Annotated in this window: 22 protein-coding genes; 15 read left to right on the top strand and 7 right to left on the bottom strand. The window is 55.1% G+C overall.

Features of this window, described 5'->3' with window-relative positions:
- Positions 1 to 10: 10 nt before the first annotated feature.
- From DOQ08_RS00225 to DOQ08_RS00240, 4 genes are all read left to right on the top strand, one after another.
- Entirely contained in the window at positions 11 to 808 is a 798-nt protein-coding gene (locus DOQ08_RS00225; RefSeq protein ID WP_114332908.1) for a sulfite exporter TauE/SafE family protein, read from the top strand.
- Positions 809 to 818: 10 nt separating this feature from the next.
- On the top strand, positions 819 to 1607 hold the full coding sequence (gene lgt / locus DOQ08_RS00230; RefSeq protein WP_114332909.1) for a prolipoprotein diacylglyceryl transferase: 789 nt from the start codon (positions 819 to 821) through the stop codon (positions 1605 to 1607).
- Entirely contained in the window at positions 1604 to 2443 is an 840-nt protein-coding gene (locus DOQ08_RS00235) for a thymidylate synthase (RefSeq protein ID WP_114332910.1), read from the top strand. The genes lgt and DOQ08_RS00235 overlap by 4 nt, the downstream gene beginning before the upstream one ends.
- Positions 2444 to 2589: 146 nt before the next feature.
- Positions 2590 to 3105 (top strand): dihydrofolate reductase, encoded by a 516-nt coding sequence (locus DOQ08_RS00240; protein ID WP_114332911.1) that lies wholly within the window; start codon positions 2590 to 2592, stop codon positions 3103 to 3105.
- A gap of 18 nt (positions 3106 to 3123) precedes the next feature.
- Here the strand turns inward: DOQ08_RS00240 and DOQ08_RS00245 are convergent, their stop codons facing one another.
- Positions 3124 to 4647, bottom strand: coding sequence for a DEAD/DEAH box helicase (locus DOQ08_RS00245; RefSeq protein WP_114332912.1), 1524 nt, complete (start codon positions 4645 to 4647; stop codon positions 3124 to 3126).
- Positions 4648 to 4842: 195 nt separating this feature from the next.
- Here DOQ08_RS00245 and DOQ08_RS00250 point away from each other — a divergent pair, with 195 nt between their 5' ends.
- Positions 4843 to 5631 carry an acyl-CoA thioesterase gene (locus DOQ08_RS00250; protein ID WP_114332913.1) on the top strand — a complete coding sequence of 263 codons (789 nt, stop codon included), beginning with the start codon at positions 4843 to 4845 and terminating at the stop codon, positions 5629 to 5631.
- 17 nt (positions 5632 to 5648) lie between these two features.
- On the opposite strand, the gene DOQ08_RS00255 is transcribed toward DOQ08_RS00250, so the two are convergent.
- Positions 5649 to 6548, bottom strand: coding sequence for a haloalkane dehalogenase (locus tag DOQ08_RS00255; RefSeq protein ID WP_114332914.1), 900 nt, complete (start codon positions 6546 to 6548; stop codon positions 5649 to 5651).
- Positions 6549 to 6710: 162 nt separating this feature from the next.
- Positions 6711 to 7070 (bottom strand): hypothetical protein, encoded by a 360-nt coding sequence (locus DOQ08_RS00260; protein ID WP_114332915.1) that lies wholly within the window; start codon positions 7068 to 7070, stop codon positions 6711 to 6713.
- A gap of 118 nt (positions 7071 to 7188) precedes the next feature.
- On the opposite strand from DOQ08_RS00260, the gene DOQ08_RS00265 reads away from it, so the two are divergent.
- The gene (locus tag DOQ08_RS00265; RefSeq protein WP_114332916.1) at positions 7189 to 8280 is read left to right on the top strand and encodes an AI-2E family transporter; all 1092 of its coding nucleotides are present in this window, start codon (positions 7189 to 7191) and stop codon (positions 8278 to 8280) included.
- A 98-nt stretch (positions 8281 to 8378) separates the two neighbouring features.
- Positions 8379 to 8786 (top strand): peptidoglycan-binding domain-containing protein, encoded by a 408-nt coding sequence (locus DOQ08_RS00270; RefSeq protein WP_114332917.1) that lies wholly within the window; start codon positions 8379 to 8381, stop codon positions 8784 to 8786.
- 65 nt (positions 8787 to 8851) lie between these two features.
- Here DOQ08_RS00270 and ilvD read toward each other — a convergent pair whose 3' ends face one another.
- Positions 8852 to 10687 (bottom strand): dihydroxy-acid dehydratase, encoded by a 1836-nt coding sequence (ilvD, locus tag DOQ08_RS00275; RefSeq protein ID WP_114332918.1) that lies wholly within the window; start codon positions 10685 to 10687, stop codon positions 8852 to 8854.
- Between the two features lie 152 nt (positions 10688 to 10839).
- Between ilvD and DOQ08_RS00280 the strand changes: the two genes are divergently transcribed.
- Both DOQ08_RS00280 and DOQ08_RS00285 read left to right on the top strand, forming a co-directional pair.
- Positions 10840 to 12093, top strand: a complete 1254-nt coding sequence (locus DOQ08_RS00280; protein WP_114332919.1) for an HDOD domain-containing protein — start codon at positions 10840 to 10842, stop codon at positions 12091 to 12093.
- A 42-nt stretch (positions 12094 to 12135) separates the two neighbouring features.
- Positions 12136 to 12717 carry an LON peptidase substrate-binding domain-containing protein gene (locus tag DOQ08_RS00285; protein ID WP_114332920.1) on the top strand — a complete coding sequence of 194 codons (582 nt, stop codon included), beginning with the start codon at positions 12136 to 12138 and terminating at the stop codon, positions 12715 to 12717.
- Here DOQ08_RS00285 and DOQ08_RS00290 read toward each other — a convergent pair.
- From DOQ08_RS00290 to DOQ08_RS00300, 3 genes are read right to left on the bottom strand one after another with little or no spacing between them, the layout of a single operon-like run.
- Positions 12714 to 14165 carry a bifunctional DedA family/phosphatase PAP2 family protein gene (locus DOQ08_RS00290; protein WP_114332921.1) on the bottom strand — a complete coding sequence of 484 codons (1452 nt, stop codon included), beginning with the start codon at positions 14163 to 14165 and terminating at the stop codon, positions 12714 to 12716. The genes DOQ08_RS00285 and DOQ08_RS00290 overlap by 4 nt on opposite strands.
- Positions 14162 to 15160, bottom strand: coding sequence for a GGDEF domain-containing protein (locus tag DOQ08_RS00295; protein WP_114332922.1), 999 nt, complete (start codon positions 15158 to 15160; stop codon positions 14162 to 14164). Before DOQ08_RS00295 ends, DOQ08_RS00290 begins: the two co-directional genes overlap by 4 nt.
- Positions 15157 to 16164, bottom strand: a complete 1008-nt coding sequence (locus DOQ08_RS00300) for a GGDEF domain-containing protein (protein WP_114332923.1) — start codon at positions 16162 to 16164, stop codon at positions 15157 to 15159. The genes DOQ08_RS00295 and DOQ08_RS00300 overlap by 4 nt, the downstream gene beginning before the upstream one ends.
- 143 nt (positions 16165 to 16307) lie before the next feature.
- Between DOQ08_RS00300 and DOQ08_RS00305 the strand changes: the two genes are divergently transcribed.
- The 6 genes from DOQ08_RS00305 (at position 16308) to rodA (ending at position 22164) form a co-directional block, all read left to right on the top strand.
- Positions 16308 to 17564 carry a glutamate-5-semialdehyde dehydrogenase gene (locus DOQ08_RS00305; protein ID WP_114332924.1) on the top strand — a complete coding sequence of 419 codons (1257 nt, stop codon included), beginning with the start codon at positions 16308 to 16310 and terminating at the stop codon, positions 17562 to 17564.
- Positions 17565 to 17567: 3 nt separating this feature from the next.
- Entirely contained in the window at positions 17568 to 18218 is a 651-nt protein-coding gene (gene nadD / locus DOQ08_RS00310; protein ID WP_114332925.1) for a nicotinate-nucleotide adenylyltransferase, read from the top strand.
- Positions 18219 to 18288: 70 nt separating this feature from the next.
- On the top strand, positions 18289 to 18639 hold the full coding sequence (gene rsfS / locus DOQ08_RS00315) for a ribosome silencing factor (RefSeq protein ID WP_114332926.1): 351 nt from the start codon (positions 18289 to 18291) through the stop codon (positions 18637 to 18639).
- A gap of 2 nt (positions 18640 to 18641) precedes the next feature.
- The gene (rlmH, locus tag DOQ08_RS00320; protein ID WP_114332927.1) at positions 18642 to 19112 is read left to right on the top strand and encodes a 23S rRNA (pseudouridine(1915)-N(3))-methyltransferase RlmH; all 471 of its coding nucleotides are present in this window, start codon (positions 18642 to 18644) and stop codon (positions 19110 to 19112) included.
- 8 nt (positions 19113 to 19120) lie between these two features.
- Positions 19121 to 21019 (top strand): penicillin-binding protein 2, encoded by a 1899-nt coding sequence (mrdA, locus tag DOQ08_RS00325; RefSeq protein ID WP_114332928.1) that lies wholly within the window; start codon positions 19121 to 19123, stop codon positions 21017 to 21019.
- Positions 21019 to 22164 carry a rod shape-determining protein RodA gene (gene rodA, locus DOQ08_RS00330; protein WP_114332929.1) on the top strand — a complete coding sequence of 382 codons (1146 nt, stop codon included), beginning with the start codon at positions 21019 to 21021 and terminating at the stop codon, positions 22162 to 22164. The genes mrdA and rodA overlap by 1 nt, the downstream gene beginning before the upstream one ends.
- The last annotated feature ends 73 nt before the right edge of the window (positions 22165 to 22237 follow it).

Below are 22237 nucleotides of genomic sequence, written 5' to 3' on the forward strand. Positions count from 1 at the left end.
CATGTTTATTATGACCCTGATTGGCGTACTTGTTCTGTACCTGTTGCTGGGTGCACTTGCTGGCACTATGGCTGGCCTGTTTGGTATTGGCGGCGGTCTGGTGATCGTGCCTGTGCTGATCTTCAGTTTCAACTTTATGGGATTCAGCCCGGAGATTGCCGCGCATTTGGCGATTGGCACCTCGCTGGCGACCATTTTGTTTACCTCAATCAGTTCCATTCGTACCCATCACCAGCATGGAGCGGTGCGCTGGGATCTTTTCCGCCCTATGACGGTCGGAATCATTGCGGGTGCACTGTTGGGCGCTTGGACAGCTGCGATGTTGAGCGGGCCGTTACTTGAAACGATCATTGGCGTGTTCGCTATTCTGGTGGCTCTGAAGATGATTCTGGAAGTGAATCCGAAGCCGGGGCGGGACGTACCGGGCACGGCCGGATTGGGCGTAGCTGGTGGTTTCATCGGCTGGGCTTCCGCGATTTTTGGTATTGGTGGGGGCACAATTTCGGTGCCTTACCTGACCTGGTCCAACGTGCGTATGCAGCAGGCGGTTGCAACGTCTGCCGCTTGCGGTTTTCCGATAGCTCTGGCGGGAGCGGTCGGGAATATCTGGACCGGATGGCAGCATCCTGAGTTGCCGGAAATGAGTTTCGGCTTTATTTACTTGCCCGCGCTCATTGGTATTGTTGCTACCAGTGTGATTTTTGCCCGCTTAGGGGCCAAATTGGCACACCGCCTTGATGGTCGCCTGCTGAAACGTATATTTGCCATTGTGCTGATTATCGTCGGCCTACGATTCCTGCTGAGCTAAGAGTCTTTCCATGTTGCAATACCCACAGATTGATCCGGTCGCAATCGCGATCGGCCCCCTCAAAATTCATTGGTATGGCCTGACCTATCTGGTTGGCTTTGCGGCAGCTTGGTGGTTGGGCAATATCCGCAGCCGGAAGCCTTGGTCGCCGCTCAAAGAAGAACAAGTGGGTGACCTGATTTTCTATATGGCCCTCGGGGTCATTCTCGGCGGCCGTTTTGGCTATGTGGTGTTTTATAACTTCGATGCCTTCGTGGCGGACCCGCTCTGGTTGTTGCGTGTCTGGGAAGGCGGAATGGCGTTCCACGGTGGCTTGCTGGGTGTCATGGTCGCCATGGTGTGGTTTGGCCGCAAAACCGGTGCCGGGTTCTGGAAAATCGCCGATTTCGTGGCTCCGCTGGTGCCAGTGGGGTTAGGCGCAGGCCGTGTCGGTAATTTCATTAATGGCGAGCTTTGGGGCAAACCCACTGACTTGCCTTGGGGCATGGTATTCCCGCAGGCGCAAGACGCGCTGGCCCGGCATCCGTCTCAGTTGTATCAGGTCGCGTTGGAAGGCGTGGCACTGTTTGTCATTCTTTGGTGGTTCTCGGCGAAAGAGCGGCCGAAAATGGCGGTCTCGGGTCTGTTTTTGCTGTGTTACGGCGTGTTCCGTTTTCTGGTCGAGTTTGTCCGCCTACCAGACGCGCATCTGGGTTACCTCGCCTTTGATTGGGTCACTATGGGGCAGGTATTGTCGTTGCCCATGATCATCGCCGGCGCTGCCTTGATTGCCATTGCTTATCGGAGAGAAAAATCATGAAAGCTTACCTCGACCTGATGCAAGACGTGGTTGATAACGGATTCGATAAGGGTGATCGCACCGGCGTGGGAACTCGTTCGGTGTTTGGCCGGCAGATCCGTTTCAATCTGCAGGAAGGCTTTCCGTTAGTGACCACCAAGAAAGTGCACCTGCGCAGTATCATTTACGAGTTGTTGTGGTTCCTGAAAGGCTCCACAGACAACAACTGGCTGAAAGAGCGCAAGGTATCCATCTGGAACGAGTGGGCGCTGGAGAATGGCGATCTGGGCCCTATCTACGGTAAGCAGTGGCGTAGCTGGCAGTGTCACGATGGCGGTGTGATTGATCAGATCAGCGAAGTGATCGATCAGATTCGAAACAAGCCAAACTCCCGGCGTTTGATTGTTTCAGCCTGGAATCCGGCTGAGTTGCCTGATGAGTCTATTGGTCCGCAGGATAACGTGCGGGAAGGGCGTATGGCGTTGGCGCCGTGCCACTGTTTGTTCCAGTTTTATGTGGTGGACGGCAAGCTTTCTTGTCAGCTTTATCAGCGCAGTGCGGATTTGTTCCTGGGGGTGCCGTTTAACATTGCGTCTTATGCGTTGCTGACGCATATGATTGCTCAACAGTGTGATCTGGATGTGGGTGAGTTTGTTCATACGTTTGGCGATTGTCATTTGTATCAGAATCACCTGACCGACGACATTGTGTTTGAGCAGTTGAAGCGTGAGCCAAGGTCTTTGCCGAAGCTGGTGATCAAGCGTAAGCCTGATTCGATTTTTGATTACGAGTTGGAAGATTTCGAGTTTGAGGGCTATGACCCTTATCCGGGCATTAAGGCGCCTATCGCTATTTGACCTTTATCGTGGACTTGGATGGTGGCGGATAAGCGGGGCAAGCCCTCCAAAAAACTGCTCCTTCGCCACATGGATGTGCTCGAGCGTGTTTTGAAAAGCACACCCCGCCCTTTGCTAACTCCAAATTCAAATGGGGATTAGACGAAATGAGAAAAGCACTAATCGTAGCCATGGCCCGAAACCGGGTTATCGGTCGCAACAATGCGCTGCCTTGGTATTTGCCAGGGGATTTGCGTTATTTCAAAGAAGCTACCATGGGTAAGCCCATTATCATGGGGCGGAAAACCTGGGATTCCATTGGTCGGCCATTGCCGGGGCGGATGAACGTGGTTATTTCCCGAAACCCGGAGTGGGAAGCTCCAGCGGGTACAGTAGCGGCGACTTCATTGGATGCAGCATTGGTGAAGGCCGAGGCTCAGGCTGAGTTGGATGGTGGTGAAGAGGTGATGATTATTGGCGGTGGGCAGATCTACGCAGAAGCCCTGCCAATGGTCGATCGGATCTATATCACGCAGGTACACGCCGAGGTTGACGGGGATGCCTACTTTCCGGAAGTGAACTGGGATGAGTGGGAAGAGATCGGACGCGAAGATTTCTCCGCGTCTGATAATAATCCTTACGACTACAGCTTTGTAGTCTATCAGCGCAACCGGTCAAGCTGACCGGTTACGCCAACTGGCTTATGAGCGCGGAGCGCGCTTAGGGCCAGGTTTCCCGCCGGGCTTGCCGCCGCCGGGACGACCTCTACCGCCGTCTTTGCGAGGGCCGCCTGGTTTGCCATCCTTGCGGAAGCTCTTGTTCGGGCCGCCTTTGCGGAAGTTGCCTTTACCGGAAGGGCCACCTCTGCGACGTGGCGGAGCAGATGAAACTTCAGGCAGTGCTTCAGGCTGCTCAAGTGGCAGTGAATCAGGCTGAGAGGCTTCCATCCAGCAGGCCAGAGCGCCGGCTACTGCGGTGATGTCCATGTCGTTGCGTTCGGCGATTTCGTCCAGCAAAGCAATGGCTTTGGCGGCACGGGGATCGTCAGTGAAGCCCAGTAACTGTGCTTCAAACTGCTCGACACGCATTTGCTGCAGCGCAGCGGGTGAGGGCAGTTGGTAAGGTTCCATGGGCGAGTTGGTGGCGCGCTCAAGAGTACGCAACCAGCTACGCTCCCGTGGGGTTACCAGCAAAATGGCTTTACCGGTACGGCCAGCACGGCCAGTACGGCCTACACGGTGGATGTAAGCTTCAGTGTCGTAGGGCACGTCGTAGTTGATCACGTGGGTGATTCTGGGAACGTCCAGACCACGAGCCGCTACGTCGGTGGCAATGATGATGTCTTTCTTGCCACGCTTCAGATCTTCAACGGTTTGCTCACGCTGACGCTGGTTCAAATCGCCGCTCAACGGCGCAACGGCGTGGCCACGGGCTGACAGTTTTTCTGCGAGCAGTGTGGTTTCTGCTTTGGTGCGAACAAAGATGATCGAAGCGTCGAATGGCTCCACTTCCAGAATGCGGGTCAGAGCATCGAGCTTACGTTCGGCGTAAACCGGCAATACAAACTGGGCAATACGCTCAACGGTGCGGGTTTCGCTCTCAATGCGAACTTCCGTGGCGTTCTTCAGGTATGTCTGGGCAACTTTCTTGATCTGCGGCGGCATGGTGGCCGAGAACAGAGCACGCTGACAGTTCGGCGGTGTTTTGGACAGGATCGCCTCAACATCGTCGATAAAGCCCATACGAAGCATTTCGTCGGCTTCATCAAGAACCAGAGCTTTCAGATTTTCCAGTCTCAGGGTGCCTTTACGCAGGTGGTCCAGCATTCGGCCGGGCGTACCAACGATCACTTGAGCGCCGCGCTTCAAGCCGCGAATCTGCGGGGCGAAGTCCTGGCCGCCGTAGATCGGAAGAACGTGGAATTGCTTGAATTTACTGGCGTAGGTTGTAAAGGCTTCAGCGACCTGGATAGCCAGTTCCCGGGTAGGGGCCAGCACCAGGATCTGGGGCTGGGCAATGTTCGGGTCAATGCGGCTCAGCAAAGGTAGGGCAAACGCCGCAGTTTTCCCGGTGCCGGTCTGGGCGACACCTAACAAATGGTTGCCGGCCAACAGGGCGGGAATGGATTGCGCCTGGATGGGCGATGGTGTTTCGTAGCCAACGGCGGATACGGCTTCCAGGACGGCTGGGTCCAGCCCCAGTTCGGCAAAAGACAATTCTGACATGAATGTACTCGGTATTCGGAGGATATGACATTGCAAACGCAATGCATGATTTTCGAGGATTATAGTCGTTTTGTGGCGCTATTGACATATTTTATGCGGTAGGTCAGGTAGGTAGTTGCCGGGGCAGCCGTCTTGCCAGCTGTTAGGAACTTGGGCAATCTCTGATGTTTGCAGGCTAACGGTGGGAGAAAAAGTATGAGAATTGATGAGCTTTTAGAGGGCGTACGCCAAGGCCTGGCGGTGGTGATACCCGCGAGTTGGGGGCAAGGGAGAGCGAGTTTTGGTGGTGTGGTTGCAGCGCTAACCTACGAAGTGGTGGCTTCCAGGGTGGCTCCCGGGCGGCCTGTTCGTGCCATGCAGGTTTCTTTCGTTGGGCCGGTGGAAGCGGATGTTCCTGCGGTTTTCGAGGTGGAGGTTCTTCGTGAAGGAAAAGCAGCCTCACAGGTAACCGGGCGTATTGTTCAGAATGGCGAGCCTCGTTTGGTTTGTTTGGCGAGTTTTGGTGGTGATCGCGATTCCGCTGTTCAGGTGACTCCTATAGAGGGGCCCGTTGCCAAACCTGTTGAGGAGTGTCCGGAGCTTCCTTACATCAAGGGCGTAACTCCGGAATTTACTCAGCATATTGAAATGCGCTGGGCGTTTGGGAATATGCCGTTTTCCGGTAAAGGTGGGCGCGAGATGGGCGGCTGGATGCAGTTCCGGGAAGCGCCGGATGCTATGACGGATGCCCACATTATTGCTTTGGCGGACGCATGGCCGCCCGCTATCTTGCCGTACTTGAAAGGGCCGGCTCCGGCGAGCTCATTGAGCTGGAATCTTGAAATTATTCATCCAAGGCCTGTGATCGCCCCCGGCGACTGGTTGTTATACCGGGCTACGGTTGATCAAGCGGGGTCAGGCTATGGGCATACCCATGCGGGTATTTGGACCGCTAGCGGAGAGTTGGTAGCTTTAAGCCGGCAAGCGGTTACCGTTTTTGGTTGAAGAGTAGATGGCTGCGTTCAGGCAGCCATCTCGTGTTTCAATGCATCAATAATGACTCTGGCAAACGAGCTTGGCGAGTCTTCCTGCAGGAAGTGCCCGCCCGGGAGAGTCATGTGCGGTTGCCCATGCGCGCCGGGTATGCGGCGCTGCATTTGGCGATCAACTCCGCGGGTGATGGGGTCGCCGCTGCTGAAGCAAGTGATGAAGGGTTTGCGCCACTTTTCGAGCTTGCGCCAGGCTTCGCGATTCGCTGCGCCGGATACATCGGCATGTGATGTAGGGATCAGCGCAGGGAAGGCTCTGGCGCCGCCTTTGTATTCGTCCCGTGGAAATGGCGCTTCGTAAGCGGCTAATTCCCGCTTCGTCAGTGTTCTTTCGGTGCCGAGTTGTACCATTTTACTGACCGGAAACCAGGGACTGTGGCTGGCAAAGGCTTTCCAGACTTTAAACGTTGTCGAAACCCGGGTGTCGCCGGTAGGCAGCATGCCGTTTCCAACAATGATGCGGTTGAACCGGTCCGGATTATCGGTCGCCAATCGTAACCCGAGCAACGATCCCCAGTTTTGACAAACCAGCGTGGCTCCCCGGATGTCTAGGGCTTCCAGCCAATGGGACAGCCAGCGTAGATGGTTGTCGTAGGAATAATCGCTGAGCGATGCGGGCTTGTCGGATTTTCCAAAACCGATCAAATCGGGTGCCAGTACTCGGTGGCCGGCCGCGGCAACAATCGGGATCATGTGCCGGTAAAGGTACGACCACGTGGGCTCGCCGTGCAACATGATCACGGGAGCTCCGTTAGCGGGACCCTCTTCCACGAAATGCATTCGCAGGCCGGGTTCGACCTCTTGGTAATTTGGAAGAAACGGGTAATCCGGTAGGCCTTCGAAGCGGGCTTCGTCGGTTCTCAGGATACGCATGCCATCGACTGTCCTAACTGATTGGGTGCGCGATTGCCGGTCGACAATCTTAGGTATCCAGAATAGAACAGATGGCACGTTTGTTTGTTTGAGTTGCGTAACAGAGCGTTGTCGGTTTGAATCCGAGCTTGTCATATTGCGCTTTTTTAGCGAAAAAGGCTGTCAATCAAGGCCATCTTTCGGGTCGATCACGGGGCGGCGATTGGACCGCTTGTCATCCCAGTCAAGTTCATTGGGGTCGTACCAGCCAATTGCCTCCAAAACTTTTTCACGGGTTCGGGCCGACAGGGTTGGCCAGAGTTCCTGGAAGTCGTTTAGCCCCATCTCGCGATAGCGTTGTTGTTTGCTGTTCAAGCGGTTGATGATTTTGGGAAGCTGCAAAGCTTCTCCCAACTGTCCGGGCACGAGAACTTCCTGCCCCATCACTTTGCGGCGATGCATGCGGGCGGCGAGTACTCGTCGCAATTCGGTGGCTGCGTCAAGTGCCGTCTCAATGCTGAAGTTTTCAGAAGGCAGTGGCATAACAAGTTCAATGGTTGGTCAATAACCATCAACTATAACGCGAAGTTGACCACAGTGGCCACGCTGTCATGGTAGTCTTAGCTTCCCTTTGTACTCCTGTTTGTAGGACTGATCCGATATGTACGCCAAGCTTGAAACACGAACTTTTCTGGCGATGCTGGTGGGCGTTTCTTTAGCATTCGTCTTGTTGATGAAACCGTTCTTTGGTCCTATTTTTTGGGCCGTGGCTGTTGCGTTGATCTTTCATCCCGTCCAACAGCTTCTTCATAAAAAGCTGGGTGACAGGCCCAATATCAATGCCCTGATAACACTCTTTGTGTGTTTGGTGATCGTCATTATTCCGGTTCTCGTTCTGGGTACTGCGATGATTGGCGAAGGGGTAGGCATCTACCAGAAAATCCAGGATGGCGAGATCCGCCCCGGCGAATACATCGATCAGGTCAACAAATCATTCCCGGCGATACAGTCCCTCTTGGCGCAATTTGATATCAACGTTGCAGAACTTAGGGATCGAACGGTGAGTGCCTTTTTGGGGGGTAGTCAGTTTTTGGCCAAGCAGGCGTTAGGGGTGGGGCAGAATACGTTCCAGTTTTTCCTTGGGCTGGCGTTGATGATCTATCTGGCGTTCTTTCTGCTTCGGGACGGCAGCAAGCTGGTGGAATTGATGATCAAGGCGTTGCCGCTAGGAGATGAACGGGAGCGTTTGTTGTTTGCGAAGTTTGCGGAAGTAACCCGGGCGACGGTCAAGGGCAACCTCCTGATCGCGATCATTCAGGGGGCTCTGGGGGGCATCATTTTCGCTGTGCTCGGCATTACCGGAGCCTTGCTGTGGGGGGTGGTCATGGCGATTGTGTCGTTGTTGCCCGCGGTTGGTGCCGCCATTGTATGGGTGCCGGCGGCTATCTATCTGGCTGCGGTTGGTGACCTTGTCTCGGCGGTCGTGCTCACGGTATTTGGTGTGGTGGTGATTGGTCTGGCCGATAATCTGCTACGGCCTATTTTGGTGGGGCGCGACACCAAGTTGCCGGATTATCTGGTACTGCTGTCAACGCTCGGCGGGATTGCCATGTTTGGTATTAACGGGTTTGTCATGGGGCCTTTGGTGGCGGCTTTGTTCATGGCTTTCTGGGGCATCTTTATCCGGGAGTTCAGTGAAGGGGCGGAACAAGAAGCGCGACAACCGAACAGTGATCAAAGTTCTGAGCCGTAAAATATGTTACGGTTTTTTTAAGTCATAGCTAAGCTGTGCGCCCAACATAATAACTAGACAGGTACTGCAAGGTATCAGGAGTAAAGCAGGTGAGAACCATGAAAACAGTTGCACGTCATTTCGGTAAATCGACGCTGTTGGTGGGAGCCATCACAATGGCGGGGCTGGCTTCGGCGGCTCAGGCCAACGATACGATTGCCCTCAAACATGCGCTTTATGGAGCTGGCTATAACATCACCAATGTTAGCCCAACCATGGATGACAGTACGCGTGCTGAGTTGGTTCGCTTTCAAGAAGATCAAGGGTTGAAAGCCAGCGGCATGGTCACTGAGGAAACGAAAAAAGTGCTGGGAATGGTCCCTGTCCAGCAGGCTGCCTCAGCAACTGCCAGCAGCGCGGCGGCTCCGGCCCCGGCTACAACCGCCAAGCCCGAAAAAGCAGATGCTAAACCGGCTACCGAGAAATCCGGAAAATCGGAAGACGACGATACCTGGTCGCTCTGGTGAGTGGCCCGCTCGAAATAAAAAAGCCCGGCTCTGAATGAGTCGGGCTTTTTTGTTGTCGGGGCGGGTCAGTCCAGTTTGGACGTATCTCTGACCGCGCCTTTGTCTGCACTGGTTGCCAACAGAGCATAGGCCTTGAGTGCTGTTGAAACTTTGCGCTCTCTGGGCTGATCCGGCTTCCAGCCTTTTGCGTCACGTTGACGGCGACGCTCACTTAGCTCGTCATCGCTGAGCTGCACGTTGATCGAGCGGTTCGGGATGTCGATCAGAATGGTGTCACCGTCTTCGATCAGGCCAATCGCGCCGCCGGCTGCGGCTTCGGGTGAGGCGTGGCCAATAGACAGGCCTGAGGTGCCGCCCGAGAACCGGCCATCGGTCAATAAGGCACACTCTTTACCCAGCCCTTTGGATTTCAGGTAACTGGTGGGGTACAGCATTTCCTGCATGCCAGGGCCACCGCGAGGCCCTTCGTAGCGAATGATAACCACATCGCCCGATTTCACTTCATCGTTGAGAATGCCGGCGACGGCAGAGTCCTGACTTTCAAACACCTTGGCCTTACCTTCGAAGACAAAGATGCTTTCATCAACGCCTGCCGTTTTCACCACGCATCCGTCCAGTGCGATGTTGCCGTAAAGCACAGCAAGGCCGCCTTCGGATGAGTAGGCGTTTTCAACCGAGCGGATGCAGCCGTTTTCGCGGTCACCGTCGAGGCTTGGCCAGCGAGTGCTCTGGCTGAACGCGGTCTGGGTCGGGATACCCGCAGGGCCAGCTTTGTAGAATTCGATCACTTCAGGCGTGGGCGACTGCATGATGTCCCAAGTCTGGAGAGCTTCTTTCATGGTCTTGCTGTGGACGGTTGGCAGGTTAGTGTTGATCAACCCTCCGCGGTCCAGTTCGCCCAGAATACCCATGATGCCGCCCGCGCGGTGCACGTCTTCCATGTGGTATTTCGGCGAGTTTGGCGCCACTTTACACAATTGAGGAACTTCCCGGGACAAACGGTCGATGTCTGCCAGGTCGAAGTTCACTTCGCCTTCTTGGGCCGCAGCAAGCAGGTGCAGAATAGTGTTGGTGGAACCACCCATGGCGATATCCATCACCATCGCGTTCTTGAACGATTCGAGTGACGCAATGCTGCGCGGCAATACGCTGTCGTCATCCTGCTCGTAGTAGCGCCGGGTGTTTTCCACAATCTGGCGGCCGGCTTTCAGGAACAATTGCTCGCGGTCGGCGTGGGTTGCCAGCATAGATCCATTACCCGGCAGTGCCAAACCAATGGCTTCGGCCAGACAGTTCATGGAGTTAGCGGTGAACATGCCAGAGCAGGAGCCGCAAGTCGGGCAGGCGCTGCGCTCGTATTCGGCCACCTTCTCGTCGCTGGCGGTTGGGTCGGCGGCGATCACCATGGCATCGACCAAGTCGAGCTTGTTCTCGGACAGCTTGGTTTTACCCGCTTCCATTGGGCCACCGGAAACAAAAATAGCGGGAATGTTCAGGCGCAGGGCAGCCATCAGCATGCCCGGGGTGATCTTGTCGCAGTTGGAAATGCACACCAGCGCATCGGCACAGTGCGCGTTGGCCATATACTCGACTGAGTCGGCGATGATTTCACGGGACGGTAAAGAATACAGCATGCCGTCGTGACCCATGGCGATGCCATCATCAACCGCGATGGTGTTAAATTCTTTGGCAACACCGCCGGCCTCTTCAATTTCACGGCAGACCAACTGGCCCAGATCCTTCAAGTGAACATGGCCCGGCACAAATTGGGTAAAAGAGTTCACAACGGCAATGATGGGTTTGCCGAAATCCTCGTTTTTCATACCGGTTGCACGCCATAGGGCGCGAGCTCCGGCCATGTTTCGGCCGGCTGTCGATGTGTGCGAACGATACTGGGGCATGATGTGCTTTTCTCTCCCGATTGATCTTGTTGAGACTATAGTTAACGCAGTAGATACCAGAGGATACCAGATTCGGCGCGTTCGCATGGCTGTTTTGGCCGTGTGTGATTACAATGTGTAACAACGGTATTCATTATTTCGAGAGTTTGTTTATGGGAAGCCAGGAACGGCTAACGCTTCGTCGATTGAAAGACTTCAACCCCCTTGGCCGGCTGACAGACGGGCAGTTGGTGGTATTGGCCAACCGCGCCGAGCGCCGCGCCTTTAAACGGGGGGCGAAAATCCTCGAACGTGGCGTGCGGGACGGGTTGGATTACTTTTTGATTTCCGGCTCGGTGCAGTTGGCGTCTCATGATGGCCGGCATTCGGAAATTCAGGCCGGGACAGACAAGGCGGTTAACCCGATTGCCCGGCTTCAGCCCAGAATGTATGACGTCAAAGCATTGGAGCCGTGTGAGTTTCTGGTGGTTGAGCAGGAAACCCTCAATCAGCTTTTGCGTGATGCGCCAGTGGCTCAGGATGGCATGGCATCAACGGTCGATGAAGTTGGGCAGAGCGAAGAGCACCAATTGTTAATGGAGTTCTATGCGGAGCTTCGGTCCAACCAGTTGCAACTGCCAAGTGTGCCGGATGTTGCCTGGAAAGTGCGCCGACTTGTTGAGCGTGAGGATACTGGTGCAACCGAGGTGGCCGGAGCCGTGTCGGCTGACCCGGCCATGGCTGCGAAACTGGTTCGCGCCTGCAATAGTCCGTTATACCGCGGCTTTAGTGACGTTCGTAGCGTGCAGGAAACGGTGATCCGATTGGGGATGCGAACAACGCGGCAGTTGGTGACGGTGTTTGCCATGCGTGAGGTCTTTAAATCCCAGCAGCCAACGTTAAAGAAAGAAATGGAAGCACTTTGGCAGCATTCGCGCGAGGTGGCTGCTTTATGTTGGGTGCTGGCAGATCATGCAACCGGTGTAAATCCGGAAGAAGCGATGCTGGCGGGGTTATTGCACGATGTGGGTGTGGTGCCGGTGCTGGTGCAGGCTGAAAAGCATGTCAATTTGTTTGCAGATGAAAAGAACCTACAGCATGCTGTCTCAGAGTTGCGGGCGGATGTGAGTTGCGCCGTCCTGGAGAATTGGTCGTTTCCTAAAAACTTTATTGAAGCGGCTCGTTATGCCGAAGATTGGAGCTACGAGAGCCGTGAACCTTCACCTCAGCTTGTGGATATCGTGATTGTTGCTCAAATGCACGCCATGATTGGATCCAGCAAGAGCGCCGGTTTGCCAGCTTTCGATCAGGTGCCTGCCTGGCGTCGCTTGGGTGAGCTAGAGCTAAATGCATCCCGTAGTTTGCAAGTGCTCAGTGAAGCGAGGGATCGAGTAAATGAAGCTCAGAAGCTTTTGTCTGGCCGCTAAATTAACACAATCGGGGTCTGCTTTGCAGTGATTGAAACCCATATGAATGTGCCTATATTCCCGTTGAATTCTGTTGTCTTGCCTCAAGGGCGCATTCCATTGCAGCTGTTCGAGCCTCGATACATCGATATGCTGAGCCGATGCCTGAAGGAAGATCGCGGTTTTGTGATAGTGCTCTTGCAGAAAGGCCCTGAAACCTCGAAGACTGCTGCTTTTTATGACATTGGCACCTATGTGCGCATTATTGATTTCCAGCAACTGGATAACGGCTTGTTGGGGATCACCGTGGAAGGCGAAAGCAAGGTGTCGGTGGTGCGGACCTGGCAGCAGGAAGATGGCTTGAATCTGGGTGACGTGGAATGTTTGATGTCCGAGGCCGAGAGCGATGTGCCGGAGCGTTACCAGGAATTGCCTTCGGTGCTCAGGGCATTGTTTCGGCACCCTGCGATACAGAATCTCGACATGAAGGTGGACTTTGACGATGCCCGTCATGTTGGGTGGCGTCTTACTGAATTATTGCCCCTGGATACCCCGGAAAAACAACGATTGGCCGAGTTGCAGGATCCGCTGGAGCGTCTCGACCGGCTTCAACGTCTTTTGGAAGCGCTTGAAGGCGAAGGTTAAAGCTTCGGTGCATAGCTCTGTAAAGCAAGATCCCACTGCTCGCTAATGTAAAAAACGCTAAACACTACCCAGATGATAAGAGCGATCCAGGAAACCGCCTCGGCCTTGATAGGAACCCGGTCATAGCGGCTATAGCTCGCTCTGATGATTCCGGTAATCGCCAGCCCAAGAAAAAAACCTCCCAAAACGTCTGTGAACCAGTGTACCCCGAGATAAAGTCGGCTGAGGGCTATCGGGATCAAGGGTAAAGACAACAACACATAGCTTTGCCATCGTTGTTTTTGAGCGTTTTCGCCGGCAATAAAGCTGGCGGCCAGTGTTACCAAAACCGTAGCGCCGGCCGTGTGGCCACTTGGAAAAGCTCCGGACTCAGGGGGGCTAAACACTTGGTCGGGACGGCTTATGCCGATACCAGCTTTGAGCAACCAAACACTGACCATGGTTAGCAATGCTGCTGTGATGATGTGGAGGGCAGCTGCGTAGTAACCCCTGAACACGAGACAGACAGTTGCCAAAACGGCGCCTGCGACTAACACAGGGGGATCGCCGGCCAGTGTAAAAGCGATCATTGGTAGGTCCAGCAGCGGTTGCCGGAGCAATTGGAACCATTCACTGACCAATTGATTGAGCAAAAACAAGTGGCCGCTAAGCGTGACCAATTGGGCAAGAATCAGGAACAGCGCCAAGGCCGTGGTGGCCATCATGAGAGAAGGCAGCGGAAATTCGCCGCGGTGGGCGGGGCGAGCGCTCGTGTATAAACGCCAGAAACGGTGGGTGGCATCATAGGCTGCCATTCGCGTTTCCAGCCAGTGATACAGGCGGCTGCCTTCACCAAGGCCGAGTCGCATTCGAAGGGCTATGAAATACACAATGAGTAATGCCGCGCCACTGATGCCGAGAACCAAATAGAAATGTGGCGGAGGCTTGATGCCGGTCGCGAGTGCTGCGCCAACCAGATAGCCCGGCAGGATGTAAGTCAGCGCCCAACCGACCGCAGACAGTAGATTAAATAACAGGAACCGTTGCCAGGGCATGTAAAAGGCGCCGGCAATCAGGGGGATAATAGGACGTATAGGGCCTACAAAGCGCCCGATAATGACGCTCTTGCCCCCGTGAGCATGGAAAAACGCTTCCCCGCGGGCTAGCAGTTTAGGGTAGCGGCTCAGTGGCCACACCGAATGTAAGCGCCCTTGAAGTAAGCGGCCAATGGCAAAGCTCAACACGTCGCCCGCCACCGCGCCTACGCCCGCCCAGACCAGGGCTTCTGTCAGCGGCATGCCGGATTTGCCGGCTAAAGCCGCAAACGCAAACAGCATGGCCACACCGGGCACAATGATGCCCGCCACGGCGAGAGATTCAATGAAGGCTGTTGCAGCTAAAGCCAGCGCTAGCCATCCCGGGTTGGCTGCAACCCATGTTGTTGCCTCGTTAAGCCAGGTTTCAGTCATGCTTTAACCGGTTCTCCGGGGCTAAACCAAGCTGAATTGGCCCCTCTTGTGTGCGCTTCTTCCATAGCGCTTGTAGCGCGAGAGCGTAATGAGTAGGTGCTGGTGTCGCCATTGCCGCGGGTGGTGCACCCCAGGCTAACGGATACTTTTCCGACTTCGGGCCAGTCTTGCTCAATGAGGTTACGGCGAATGCGTTCAGCGATTACCCGCACGCCCTCCTCGGGTGTAAAAGGGAGGATCAGGAAAAACTCGGATTCATTGACTGTGTATAAGGTATCACCTGTTCGAACGGTTTCGAACAGGTGCTCGGTTATGTTCTTCAGCAAGTTTTGAAGCCCGTTTTTGCCGTGCAAATCCCGAATTTCATCGGCGTGGTTCAGGCCGATGCTGACAACAGAAAGTGGGTGGCCGGTGGCAATGGCCCGGCTGATTTCTTTTTGCAGTGTTTCATCGAGAAAGCGGGCGTTATGAGCGCCAGTAACCGGATCTGTCGTGGAAAGGTTTTGAGCAGACTGCGCCATGTAGTCGTATCCCCAGATATAGAGCCCGACCACTGCCAGCATGAGCGCCAACCCCGAGCTGGATATCAATGCGTCAGCGAGCGGTTGCCTGATCCATAATGAAACAGACACGGTTGCGACTAATAAAGCCGACAGCGCTAGCCCTTGACGCAGGGGTAAAATCGTCAGGTTAAGAACCAGTAGAGGCATGGCCCAATGGCTGATGCCCGGTGCATCGAGTGTGAAGCAGGAGATGAATAGCCCAATGTTCAGCAGGCTGAGAATGACCAGGTGCCCCGGAGCCGACAGCTGCTGGCGGCGAGAAATAAACGTGTAGATCAGGCCTGCGAACAGCAATGTCGCCATCATCGAGGCAAGGTAGAATAACGGGTAAAAACCATAGCGCAGATTCTGAAATGCCAGTGCACTGATAAAAACGGCAGCCAGTGTGTAGGCCACGCTGTGTGACCAGGTTCTTAGTCGGGTCTCGGTCATTGTGCAGCCCCCTTGGTACCTGAAAGCTCGTGAGGCACTGGATTGCTATAGGTCTGGGTGCGGTTGCCACCTTGTTGTTGGGCTCGCCTTAGCGCATTTGAAGCGCTGATTTGTAAACTGTCGGCATCATCGCCAATGTTTAGGCCCGCAACGCCAACGCTGACGGTCAGTTTCAAACCGTGCGAGGCCATCAGGGTGCACAGGCCAATCCGGATACGCTCGGCGGTATCTGCCGCTTCTGCGGTGTTGGTGCCCGGCAGTATTGCCAGAAACTGTAAATCGGCCATGCGGTAATAAGTATCAAAATCCCGGAGCTGTGAATGCAGATATCGGCCGATGCGGGGCAGAATAGCGCTGATGTCGGCATCCGGAGCCGTGTCGCTCAGGTGGGTGTCTAGTCCAATCGCCATGGCCGAAAGATGCGTGCCTTCCCGTTCGCTGCGTTGTATTTCCTTGTGTAAATCTGCTGACAAGTACTCTCGGCTTGCAGCTTGGGTTAGTTGGTCGGTGCGCCGCAAAGGCTTTAGTTGGCGGTCTTTGTATTTTTGCAAAAAGATCAGGATCGCCCCAAGCAGGGTGGAGAGCACAAAGGCGCTAATCATCTGGTGGCGGTCAGGCAGCGTGATGAGCCATTGCGTACTGGAGATCACGAAAATAACCCCTACGATGGTCACGACAGTTGCCAGGTAAGCCGGAACAAACCCGAATGTGATCAAAGGCAGGGCATACAGCCAGTGGCTCAGAGCCCAGGGGCCACGCCATAGGGCGGTAAACAGCGCTAAGTTCAGGGTAATAAAAAACAGAATGCGCAGTTGTCGCCACGGCATAGATTGTCTGCGGCGGTTGCCGTGCATGCCGGTCAGAAACAAACCCGCTGTAGACGCTGCTGCAGCTGCCGCTAGAGGTTCTCTCAAAGCGGCAAAGCCCGCCGCGGTCAACGCCAGAACGATAAAACCTATTTTCGAGAGTTTGCTAGGCAGAAATTTTTCGGCCAACTGGGGCATGGTGACAGTCCTATACCGGCACATCCGTTGAATAATGAATCCTGTGCAGCGGTATAATAGTCGTTTGGGGTGCGGACTTGAAACGGGAAAGGTAAAGTAACCCACCGGTTTTGGATTCAGCTTGCAAATAAGAAGGTATATCAATGAACGTTGCAGCGTATATGACGGAGCTGGGCCAACAGGCTCGGGCCGCCGCACGAGAAGTTGCCCGATCGTCGACTGACGTAAGAAATCACGCGCTTTCCGCCACCGCAGAAGCACTCGACGGTGCTCGGGCGGAGCTTGCGCAGGCCAATCAGAAAGATCTGGAAAACGGGCGGGCGAACGGATTGGATGCTGCCATGCTGGATCGGTTAGAGCTGACCCCCGCGCGCATCGATACGATGATCGAAGGTCTGAAACAAGTGGCAACCTTGCCAGATCCGGTGGGCGAGATCACGGACATGAACTATCGTCCGTCTGGCATTCAAGTCGGCAAGATGCGGGTGCCTCTGGGGGTGATTGGCATTATTTACGAGTCACGCCCGAATGTGACGGTTGAAGCCGCCAGCCTGTGCCTGAAATCCGGCAATGCGACCATTCTTCGGGGCGGCTCTGAAGCCATTCATTCTAATCAAGCCGTGGCCGCATGTATTGCTCAGGGCCTGGCTGCCGCAGGATTGCCAGAAACGGCTGTCCAAGTGGTTGAAACCACTGACCGTGATGCCGTAGGCGAATTGATCACCATGCCGCAGTATGTGGATGTGATTGTGCCCCGGGGCGGCAAAGGGTTGATTGAGCGTATCTCCCGGGATGCCAAAGTGCCGGTGATCAAACACCTTGATGGTGTGTGCCACGTTTATATCGATAGTCACGCCGATCCCGAGAAAGCGATCAAGGTTGCTGTGAACGCCAAAACCCACCGCTATGGCACCTGCAACACCATGGAAACTTTGCTGGTGGATCAGGAAATTGCCGAAGATATCCTGACTTTGCTGGCGGCTGAGTTTGATGCAAAAGGTGTTGAACTTCGCGGCTGCGAACGAACCTTGAAGATTCTGCCTGGCATTGTTGCGGCGACCGAAGACGATTGGCATGAAGAATACCTTGCCCCGATTCTCGCGGTGCGCGTGGTGGACGGGTTGAGCGGTGCCATTGATCACATCAATCGCTACAGCTCTCAACATACCGAAAGCATCATTACCGAAAACTATACCCGCGCGCGTCGTTTTCTTACCGAAGTGGATTCCAGTTCCGTGATGGTTAACGCCTCAACGCGGTTTGCGGATGGTTTCGAGTATGGTTTGGGAGCGGAAATTGGCATCTCTACCGACAAGATTCATGCCCGTGGTCCGGTTGGGCTGCATGGCCTGACCTCCCAGAAGTATGTGGTGTTCGGTGACGGCCACGTTCGGGCCTGATTGATGCACGTAATCTACGGCGGCACCTTCGACCCGATCCACCACGGGCACCTGAGGCTGGCACTGGAAGTGGCCGACGCGTTGCAGGTGGAGAGGATGGATTTGATGCCTTGCCACATTCCACCCCATCGAAATGGCACGGGGGCAACCTCGGCTCAGCGGCTCGACATGATTCGCCTTGCCGTTGAAGGCGAGGCGCGCTTGAGTGTTGATGATCGTGAGTTACAACGTGCAGGGGCATCCTACACAGCGGATACCCTGCGGCAGTTGCGGCAGGAACTGGGCCCGAACCAGCCGCTGGTGATGGTGCTGGGTACCGATGCCTTCGCTGGCTTTGATCAATGGCGCGATTGGCGAGAAATTCCGCAGTTGGCACATATTGTTGTGGTTCGCCGGCCCGGCTCTGATTTGCCGACCGGGAGTGTGGCCAGTGGCTTGCTTGAAGAGCGTCGTGCAGAAACGGCAAACGATCTCTGGCAGGCTCCCGCCGGCAAGATACTGGGGTTTGATGCACCGCTCATGGAAATATCGGCAACGGGTATTCGCCAACGAATTTCCGACGGGCATTCTCCGCGTTACCTGTTGCCCGATTCGGTCTTGCAGAGAATTCATGAGCAAGGCCTGTATGGTGCCTGCCCCGACAGAAACTTTTAGTGCTACAATCGCGCTTGAATATCACTAATCGGGCGGCCATTTGGGCCAGGGCCCGGAACACAGGGTAATTATGCAGGCAGAACAACTGAAAGATCTGGTCGTAAACGCGCTGGAAGACATCAAAGCGCAAGACATCAGCGTGGTTGATGTTCGTGACCGTACCAGCGTAACTGATTTTATGGTTCTCGCATCGGGTACCTCCAGCCGGCACGTGAAATCACTCGCTGATTCCGTGGTAATCGAAGCCAAAGAGCAGGGGATGCGAGCCAATAACGTAGAAGGTGCGCCGGGCAGCGACTGGATTCTTGTAGATCTGGGCGACGTGGTTGTGCATCTGATGCTGCCAGCAGCCCGGGAATTCTACGATCTTGAACGCTTCTGGCGTGATGCGCCAGATGCTGGCGCGGCAGGCAGCGAGTAATCATGCGCCTGCGATTGATCTGCGTGGGGCAGAAGATGCCCGACTGGGTCACTGCGGGGTATAACGATTATGCGCGCCGGATGCCTCCGGAGCTGCCCCTTGAGTTGACTGAAATTGCCATGCCTCACCGCGGCAAAAACCCCGATATCCCGAGACTCATGCAGCGTGAAAGCGATTCTATCCTTTCCGCTGTTGGTCAGAGAGATACGGTAATTGCGCTGGAAGTGGGCGGGCGCCCGTGGTCAACTGAAAAACTTGCCAGCCAGCTGGAACGCTGGCAGCAAGATGGTCAGGACGTGTCGTTCCTGGTGGGTGGCCCGGATGGCTTAGCTGATGCCTGCCGGCAACGAGCCGACCAACAATGGTCACTTTCTCCTCTTACCTTACCCCATCCTTTGGTGCGCATCCTCCTTGCCGAGCAGCTGTATCGTGCCTGGTCCATCACACGTAATCATCCATATCACCGGGCCTAGGACACTCTATGGCTTGGGGTGAATTCAAAGACACCGCTGCAGAACGCCGGTTATTTCAACGCCGTGCGTTGGTGATGTTGCTGTTCGTCATGTTGTTGATGACGGGACTGCTGGCCCGCATGTATCAATTGCAGGTCGTTGAGCACGATGTTTACACCACGCTGTCGGATAAGAACCGCGTGCAGGTCCAATCGGTGCCACCACCTCGTGGTCTGGTTTATGACCGGAACGGAGAGCTGCTGGCGGAAAACCGGCCAGTTTTCAGTCTGACGATCGTGCCCGAACGGGCCGCGCCCATTGACGATACCCTGGACCGCTTGGGGCGGATAATCGACATTGCTGATGAAGATCTTGAGCGCTTTAAAAAACGCTTGAACGAGCCTCGCCGACCGTTTCAGGAAATCCCCTTGTTTTACGATCTGGGTGAATCGGATATCGCCAGGATGGCGGTACACCGGCATGAGTTTCCGGGCGTTGAAGTCACTGCAGAACTGGTTCGTTATTACCCGCACAGCGATCTCACCGCCCATGCCTTGGGCTTTGTTGGCCGTATTAACCGCGACGAGTTGAACAGGATTGACCCGGTCAACTATGCGGGTACCAACTACATCGGAAAATCCGGGATTGAGCGTTTCTACGAAGAAGTCTTGCACGGCCGGGTTGGCTATCAGCACGTAGAGACGAATGCCCGAGGTCGCATTTTGCGCGTGTTGGAGCGTGAAAATCCTGTGCCGGGGGAAGATCTCGAATTGCATCTGGACTTGCGTCTGCAGCGTAAAGCTCATGAGTTACTGGAAGGCCGGCGTGGAGCCATTGTCGCGATCGAACCGGCCACAGGTGGCATTCTGGCGCTGGCCAGTGTGCCTGGTTTCGATACCAACAAGTTTGTCACCGGTATCAGCGTGGCGGATTATCGTGCGCTCAGCGAAAGCATCGACAAGCCTCTCTTTAACCGGGCGTTGAGGGGGCAATACCCGCCGGGCTCTACCATAAAGCCAATGATGGCGGTGGCCGCTCTGGATAGCGGAGTAACAACCCGCGACCGAAAAATCTGGGATCCGGGATACTACCAGCTACGGGAAGGTGGCCGCCGGTATCGTGACTGGAAACGTTCCGGGCATGGCTGGGTCGATCTGAAAGATGCAGTGGCACAGTCTTGTGATGTCTATTTTTATGATGCGGCCGTCGAAATGGGCGTTGGTACGATGCACAAGTATCTTTCGGCGTTTGGTTTTGGTGAAGACGCAACGTTAGACGTTTCCGGTGCTTTGAGCGGCCTTCTGCCATCCGATGACTGGAAGCGCGCCATGCGAAATGAGCGTTGGTACCCGGGAGATTCTGTGAACATGGGTATTGGCCAGGGGTTCTTCTTGGCCACACCGCTGCAACTGGCCACAGCGACTGCTCTGGTGGCCAATCGGGGCGAGTGGGTTGAGCCTCGTTTGTTAAAGGATATTCGCGGCGAACGGTCGGCGGACGAGTTTTTACCAGCTGAAACTCACAACCCGCTGGTGCTGAAAGATCCGGAAAACTGGGAATACGTTGTCGATACCATGGAAGAAGTCATGCATGGGGCGAAAGGTACCGCCCGCCGGGCTGGCGCCGATGCTAACTATCGAATGGCGGGCAAAACCGGTACGGCGCAGGTATTTAGCCTGGGCCAAGATGAAGAATACGATGCCGAAGAGGTTCGGGAACGACTGCGCGACCATGCGTTGTTTGTAGGCTTTGCACCGGCGGATGACCCCAAGATTGCCGTCGCCATTATTGTTGAAAATGGCGGTGGTGGCAGCAGCGTTGCCGCGCCAGTGGCTCGGGGGTTGTTTGATGCCTGGCTGGAAGAGTTTCCCGCAGCAGAGACAAACCAGTTGCTGGGGCAGTTGACCCGGAACGGGAGTGAGCAGTGATGGGATTAGGAAACGATTTGTTGGGTGCTCAGGCAGGTGCCGGTTTAGGGCGGTCGCGAAGCATCTGGAACGTGTTGCACCTCGATCCGATTTTGCTGTTTCTTCTCATGATTCTGGTCGGTGGTGGCCTGTTTGTACTTTACAGTGGTGCTGACAGAAACATTGAAGTCGTCAAGGCTCAGGGCATTCGATTGGCGGTGGCGTTTGGTGTCATGCTGGTGTTTGCTCAGCTCGACCCAGCGGTATTCCGGCGTTGGTCGCCTTGGCTGTACGTGCTTGGGTTAGCTGGGTTGGTGGCCGTCTTGCTGGTGGGGGTGGGCGCGAAAGGCGCGCAGCGCTGGTTAGCGATTCCGGGGCTGCCAAGGTTCCAACCGTCAGAGTTGATGAAGTTGGTGGTCCCTATGATGGCTGCCTGGTACCTCTCCCGTCATTTCCTGCCCCCGACCTTCGGCCGTGTGATGGTTGGGCTGTTCATCGTACTGCTTCCGATGTTTTTGATTGTTCAGCAGCCTGATTTGGGCACCTCGCTGCTGGTAGGGATGGCTGGTATTTTTGTTGTATTTTTTGCCGGTATGAGCTGGAAACTGATCACTGCGTTTTTCGGTGTGGTGTCGGTTTCCGCACCGCTGATGTGGTTTTTCGTTATGCGGGATTACCAAAAACAACGTGTGCTTACCTTGTTGGACCCTCAAAGTGACCCGCTCGGAGCCGGTTGGAACATTATCCAGTCCAAGACCGCAATCGGGTCCGGGGGGATGGATGGCAAAGGATGGCTGCAGGGAACCCAGTCCCATCTGGAATTCTTACCGGAAAGCCACACCGATTTTATCGTTGCTGTTCTGGCGGAGGAATTTGGTTTTGTCGGCATGCTGCTGCTGATGGCGTTGTACTTTTTAATCATTCTGCGTTGCCTGTACATCGCGGTGTCGGCGCAGGATTCCTATGCGCGCCTGCTGGCCGGGGCGTTGACCATGACGTTCTTTATCTACATCTTCGTCAACGTGGGAATGGTCAGCGGGTTATTGCCGGTGGTCGGTGTGCCTCTGCCACTTATCAGTTATGGTGGAACCTCCGGGGTTACGTTGATGGCAGCTTTCGGGGTGCTTATGTCGATTCACACCCATCGCCGGATGATTACCGCCTGACGGCCGGTCAATCATGGCTGGCCGGTAATGGTTAAGGCGTGGTGGAACCCGTTACAATATTGCAGGTCAGTAA

The sequence above is a fragment of the Marinobacter litoralis genome, from assembly GCF_003336705.1.
In the GTDB taxonomy this organism is placed as follows: domain Bacteria; phylum Pseudomonadota; class Gammaproteobacteria; order Pseudomonadales; family Oleiphilaceae; genus Marinobacter; species Marinobacter litoralis.

What these genes read in the sequence shown, in the direction of transcription:
- DOQ08_RS00225 (WP_114332908.1), top strand. Translation starts at nt 11, where the DNA reads ATGACCCTGATTGGCGTACTTGTTCTGTACCTGTTGCTGGGTGCACTT.
- lgt (WP_114332909.1), top strand. Translation starts at nt 819, where the DNA reads ATGTTGCAATACCCACAGATTGATCCGGTCGCAATCGCGATCGGCCCC.
- DOQ08_RS00235 (WP_114332910.1), top strand. Translation starts at nt 1,604, where the DNA reads ATGAAAGCTTACCTCGACCTGATGCAAGACGTGGTTGATAACGGATTC.
- DOQ08_RS00240 (WP_114332911.1), top strand. Translation starts at nt 2,590, where the DNA reads ATGAGAAAAGCACTAATCGTAGCCATGGCCCGAAACCGGGTTATCGGT.
- DOQ08_RS00245 (WP_114332912.1), bottom strand. Translation starts at nt 4,647, where the DNA reads ATGTCAGAATTGTCTTTTGCCGAACTGGGGCTGGACCCAGCCGTCCTG.
- DOQ08_RS00250 (WP_114332913.1), top strand. Translation starts at nt 4,843, where the DNA reads ATGAGAATTGATGAGCTTTTAGAGGGCGTACGCCAAGGCCTGGCGGTG.
- DOQ08_RS00255 (WP_114332914.1), bottom strand. Translation starts at nt 6,548, where the DNA reads ATGCGTATCCTGAGAACCGACGAAGCCCGCTTCGAAGGCCTACCGGAT.
- DOQ08_RS00260 (WP_114332915.1), bottom strand. Translation starts at nt 7,070, where the DNA reads ATGCCACTGCCTTCTGAAAACTTCAGCATTGAGACGGCACTTGACGCA.
- DOQ08_RS00265 (WP_114332916.1), top strand. Translation starts at nt 7,189, where the DNA reads ATGTACGCCAAGCTTGAAACACGAACTTTTCTGGCGATGCTGGTGGGC.
- DOQ08_RS00270 (WP_114332917.1), top strand. Translation starts at nt 8,379, where the DNA reads ATGAAAACAGTTGCACGTCATTTCGGTAAATCGACGCTGTTGGTGGGA.
- ilvD (WP_114332918.1), bottom strand. Translation starts at nt 10,687, where the DNA reads ATGCCCCAGTATCGTTCGCACACATCGACAGCCGGCCGAAACATGGCC.
- DOQ08_RS00280 (WP_114332919.1), top strand. Translation starts at nt 10,840, where the DNA reads ATGGGAAGCCAGGAACGGCTAACGCTTCGTCGATTGAAAGACTTCAAC.
- DOQ08_RS00285 (WP_114332920.1), top strand. Translation starts at nt 12,136, where the DNA reads ATGAATGTGCCTATATTCCCGTTGAATTCTGTTGTCTTGCCTCAAGGG.
- DOQ08_RS00290 (WP_114332921.1), bottom strand. Translation starts at nt 14,165, where the DNA reads ATGACTGAAACCTGGCTTAACGAGGCAACAACATGGGTTGCAGCCAAC.
- DOQ08_RS00295 (WP_114332922.1), bottom strand. Translation starts at nt 15,160, where the DNA reads ATGACCGAGACCCGACTAAGAACCTGGTCACACAGCGTGGCCTACACA.
- DOQ08_RS00300 (WP_114332923.1), bottom strand. Translation starts at nt 16,164, where the DNA reads ATGCCCCAGTTGGCCGAAAAATTTCTGCCTAGCAAACTCTCGAAAATA.
- DOQ08_RS00305 (WP_114332924.1), top strand. Translation starts at nt 16,308, where the DNA reads ATGAACGTTGCAGCGTATATGACGGAGCTGGGCCAACAGGCTCGGGCC.
- nadD (WP_114332925.1), top strand. Translation starts at nt 17,568, where the DNA reads ATGCACGTAATCTACGGCGGCACCTTCGACCCGATCCACCACGGGCAC.
- rsfS (WP_114332926.1), top strand. Translation starts at nt 18,289, where the DNA reads ATGCAGGCAGAACAACTGAAAGATCTGGTCGTAAACGCGCTGGAAGAC.
- rlmH (WP_114332927.1), top strand. Translation starts at nt 18,642, where the DNA reads ATGCGCCTGCGATTGATCTGCGTGGGGCAGAAGATGCCCGACTGGGTC.
- mrdA (WP_114332928.1), top strand. Translation starts at nt 19,121, where the DNA reads ATGGCTTGGGGTGAATTCAAAGACACCGCTGCAGAACGCCGGTTATTT.
- rodA (WP_114332929.1), top strand. Translation starts at nt 21,019, where the DNA reads ATGGGATTAGGAAACGATTTGTTGGGTGCTCAGGCAGGTGCCGGTTTA.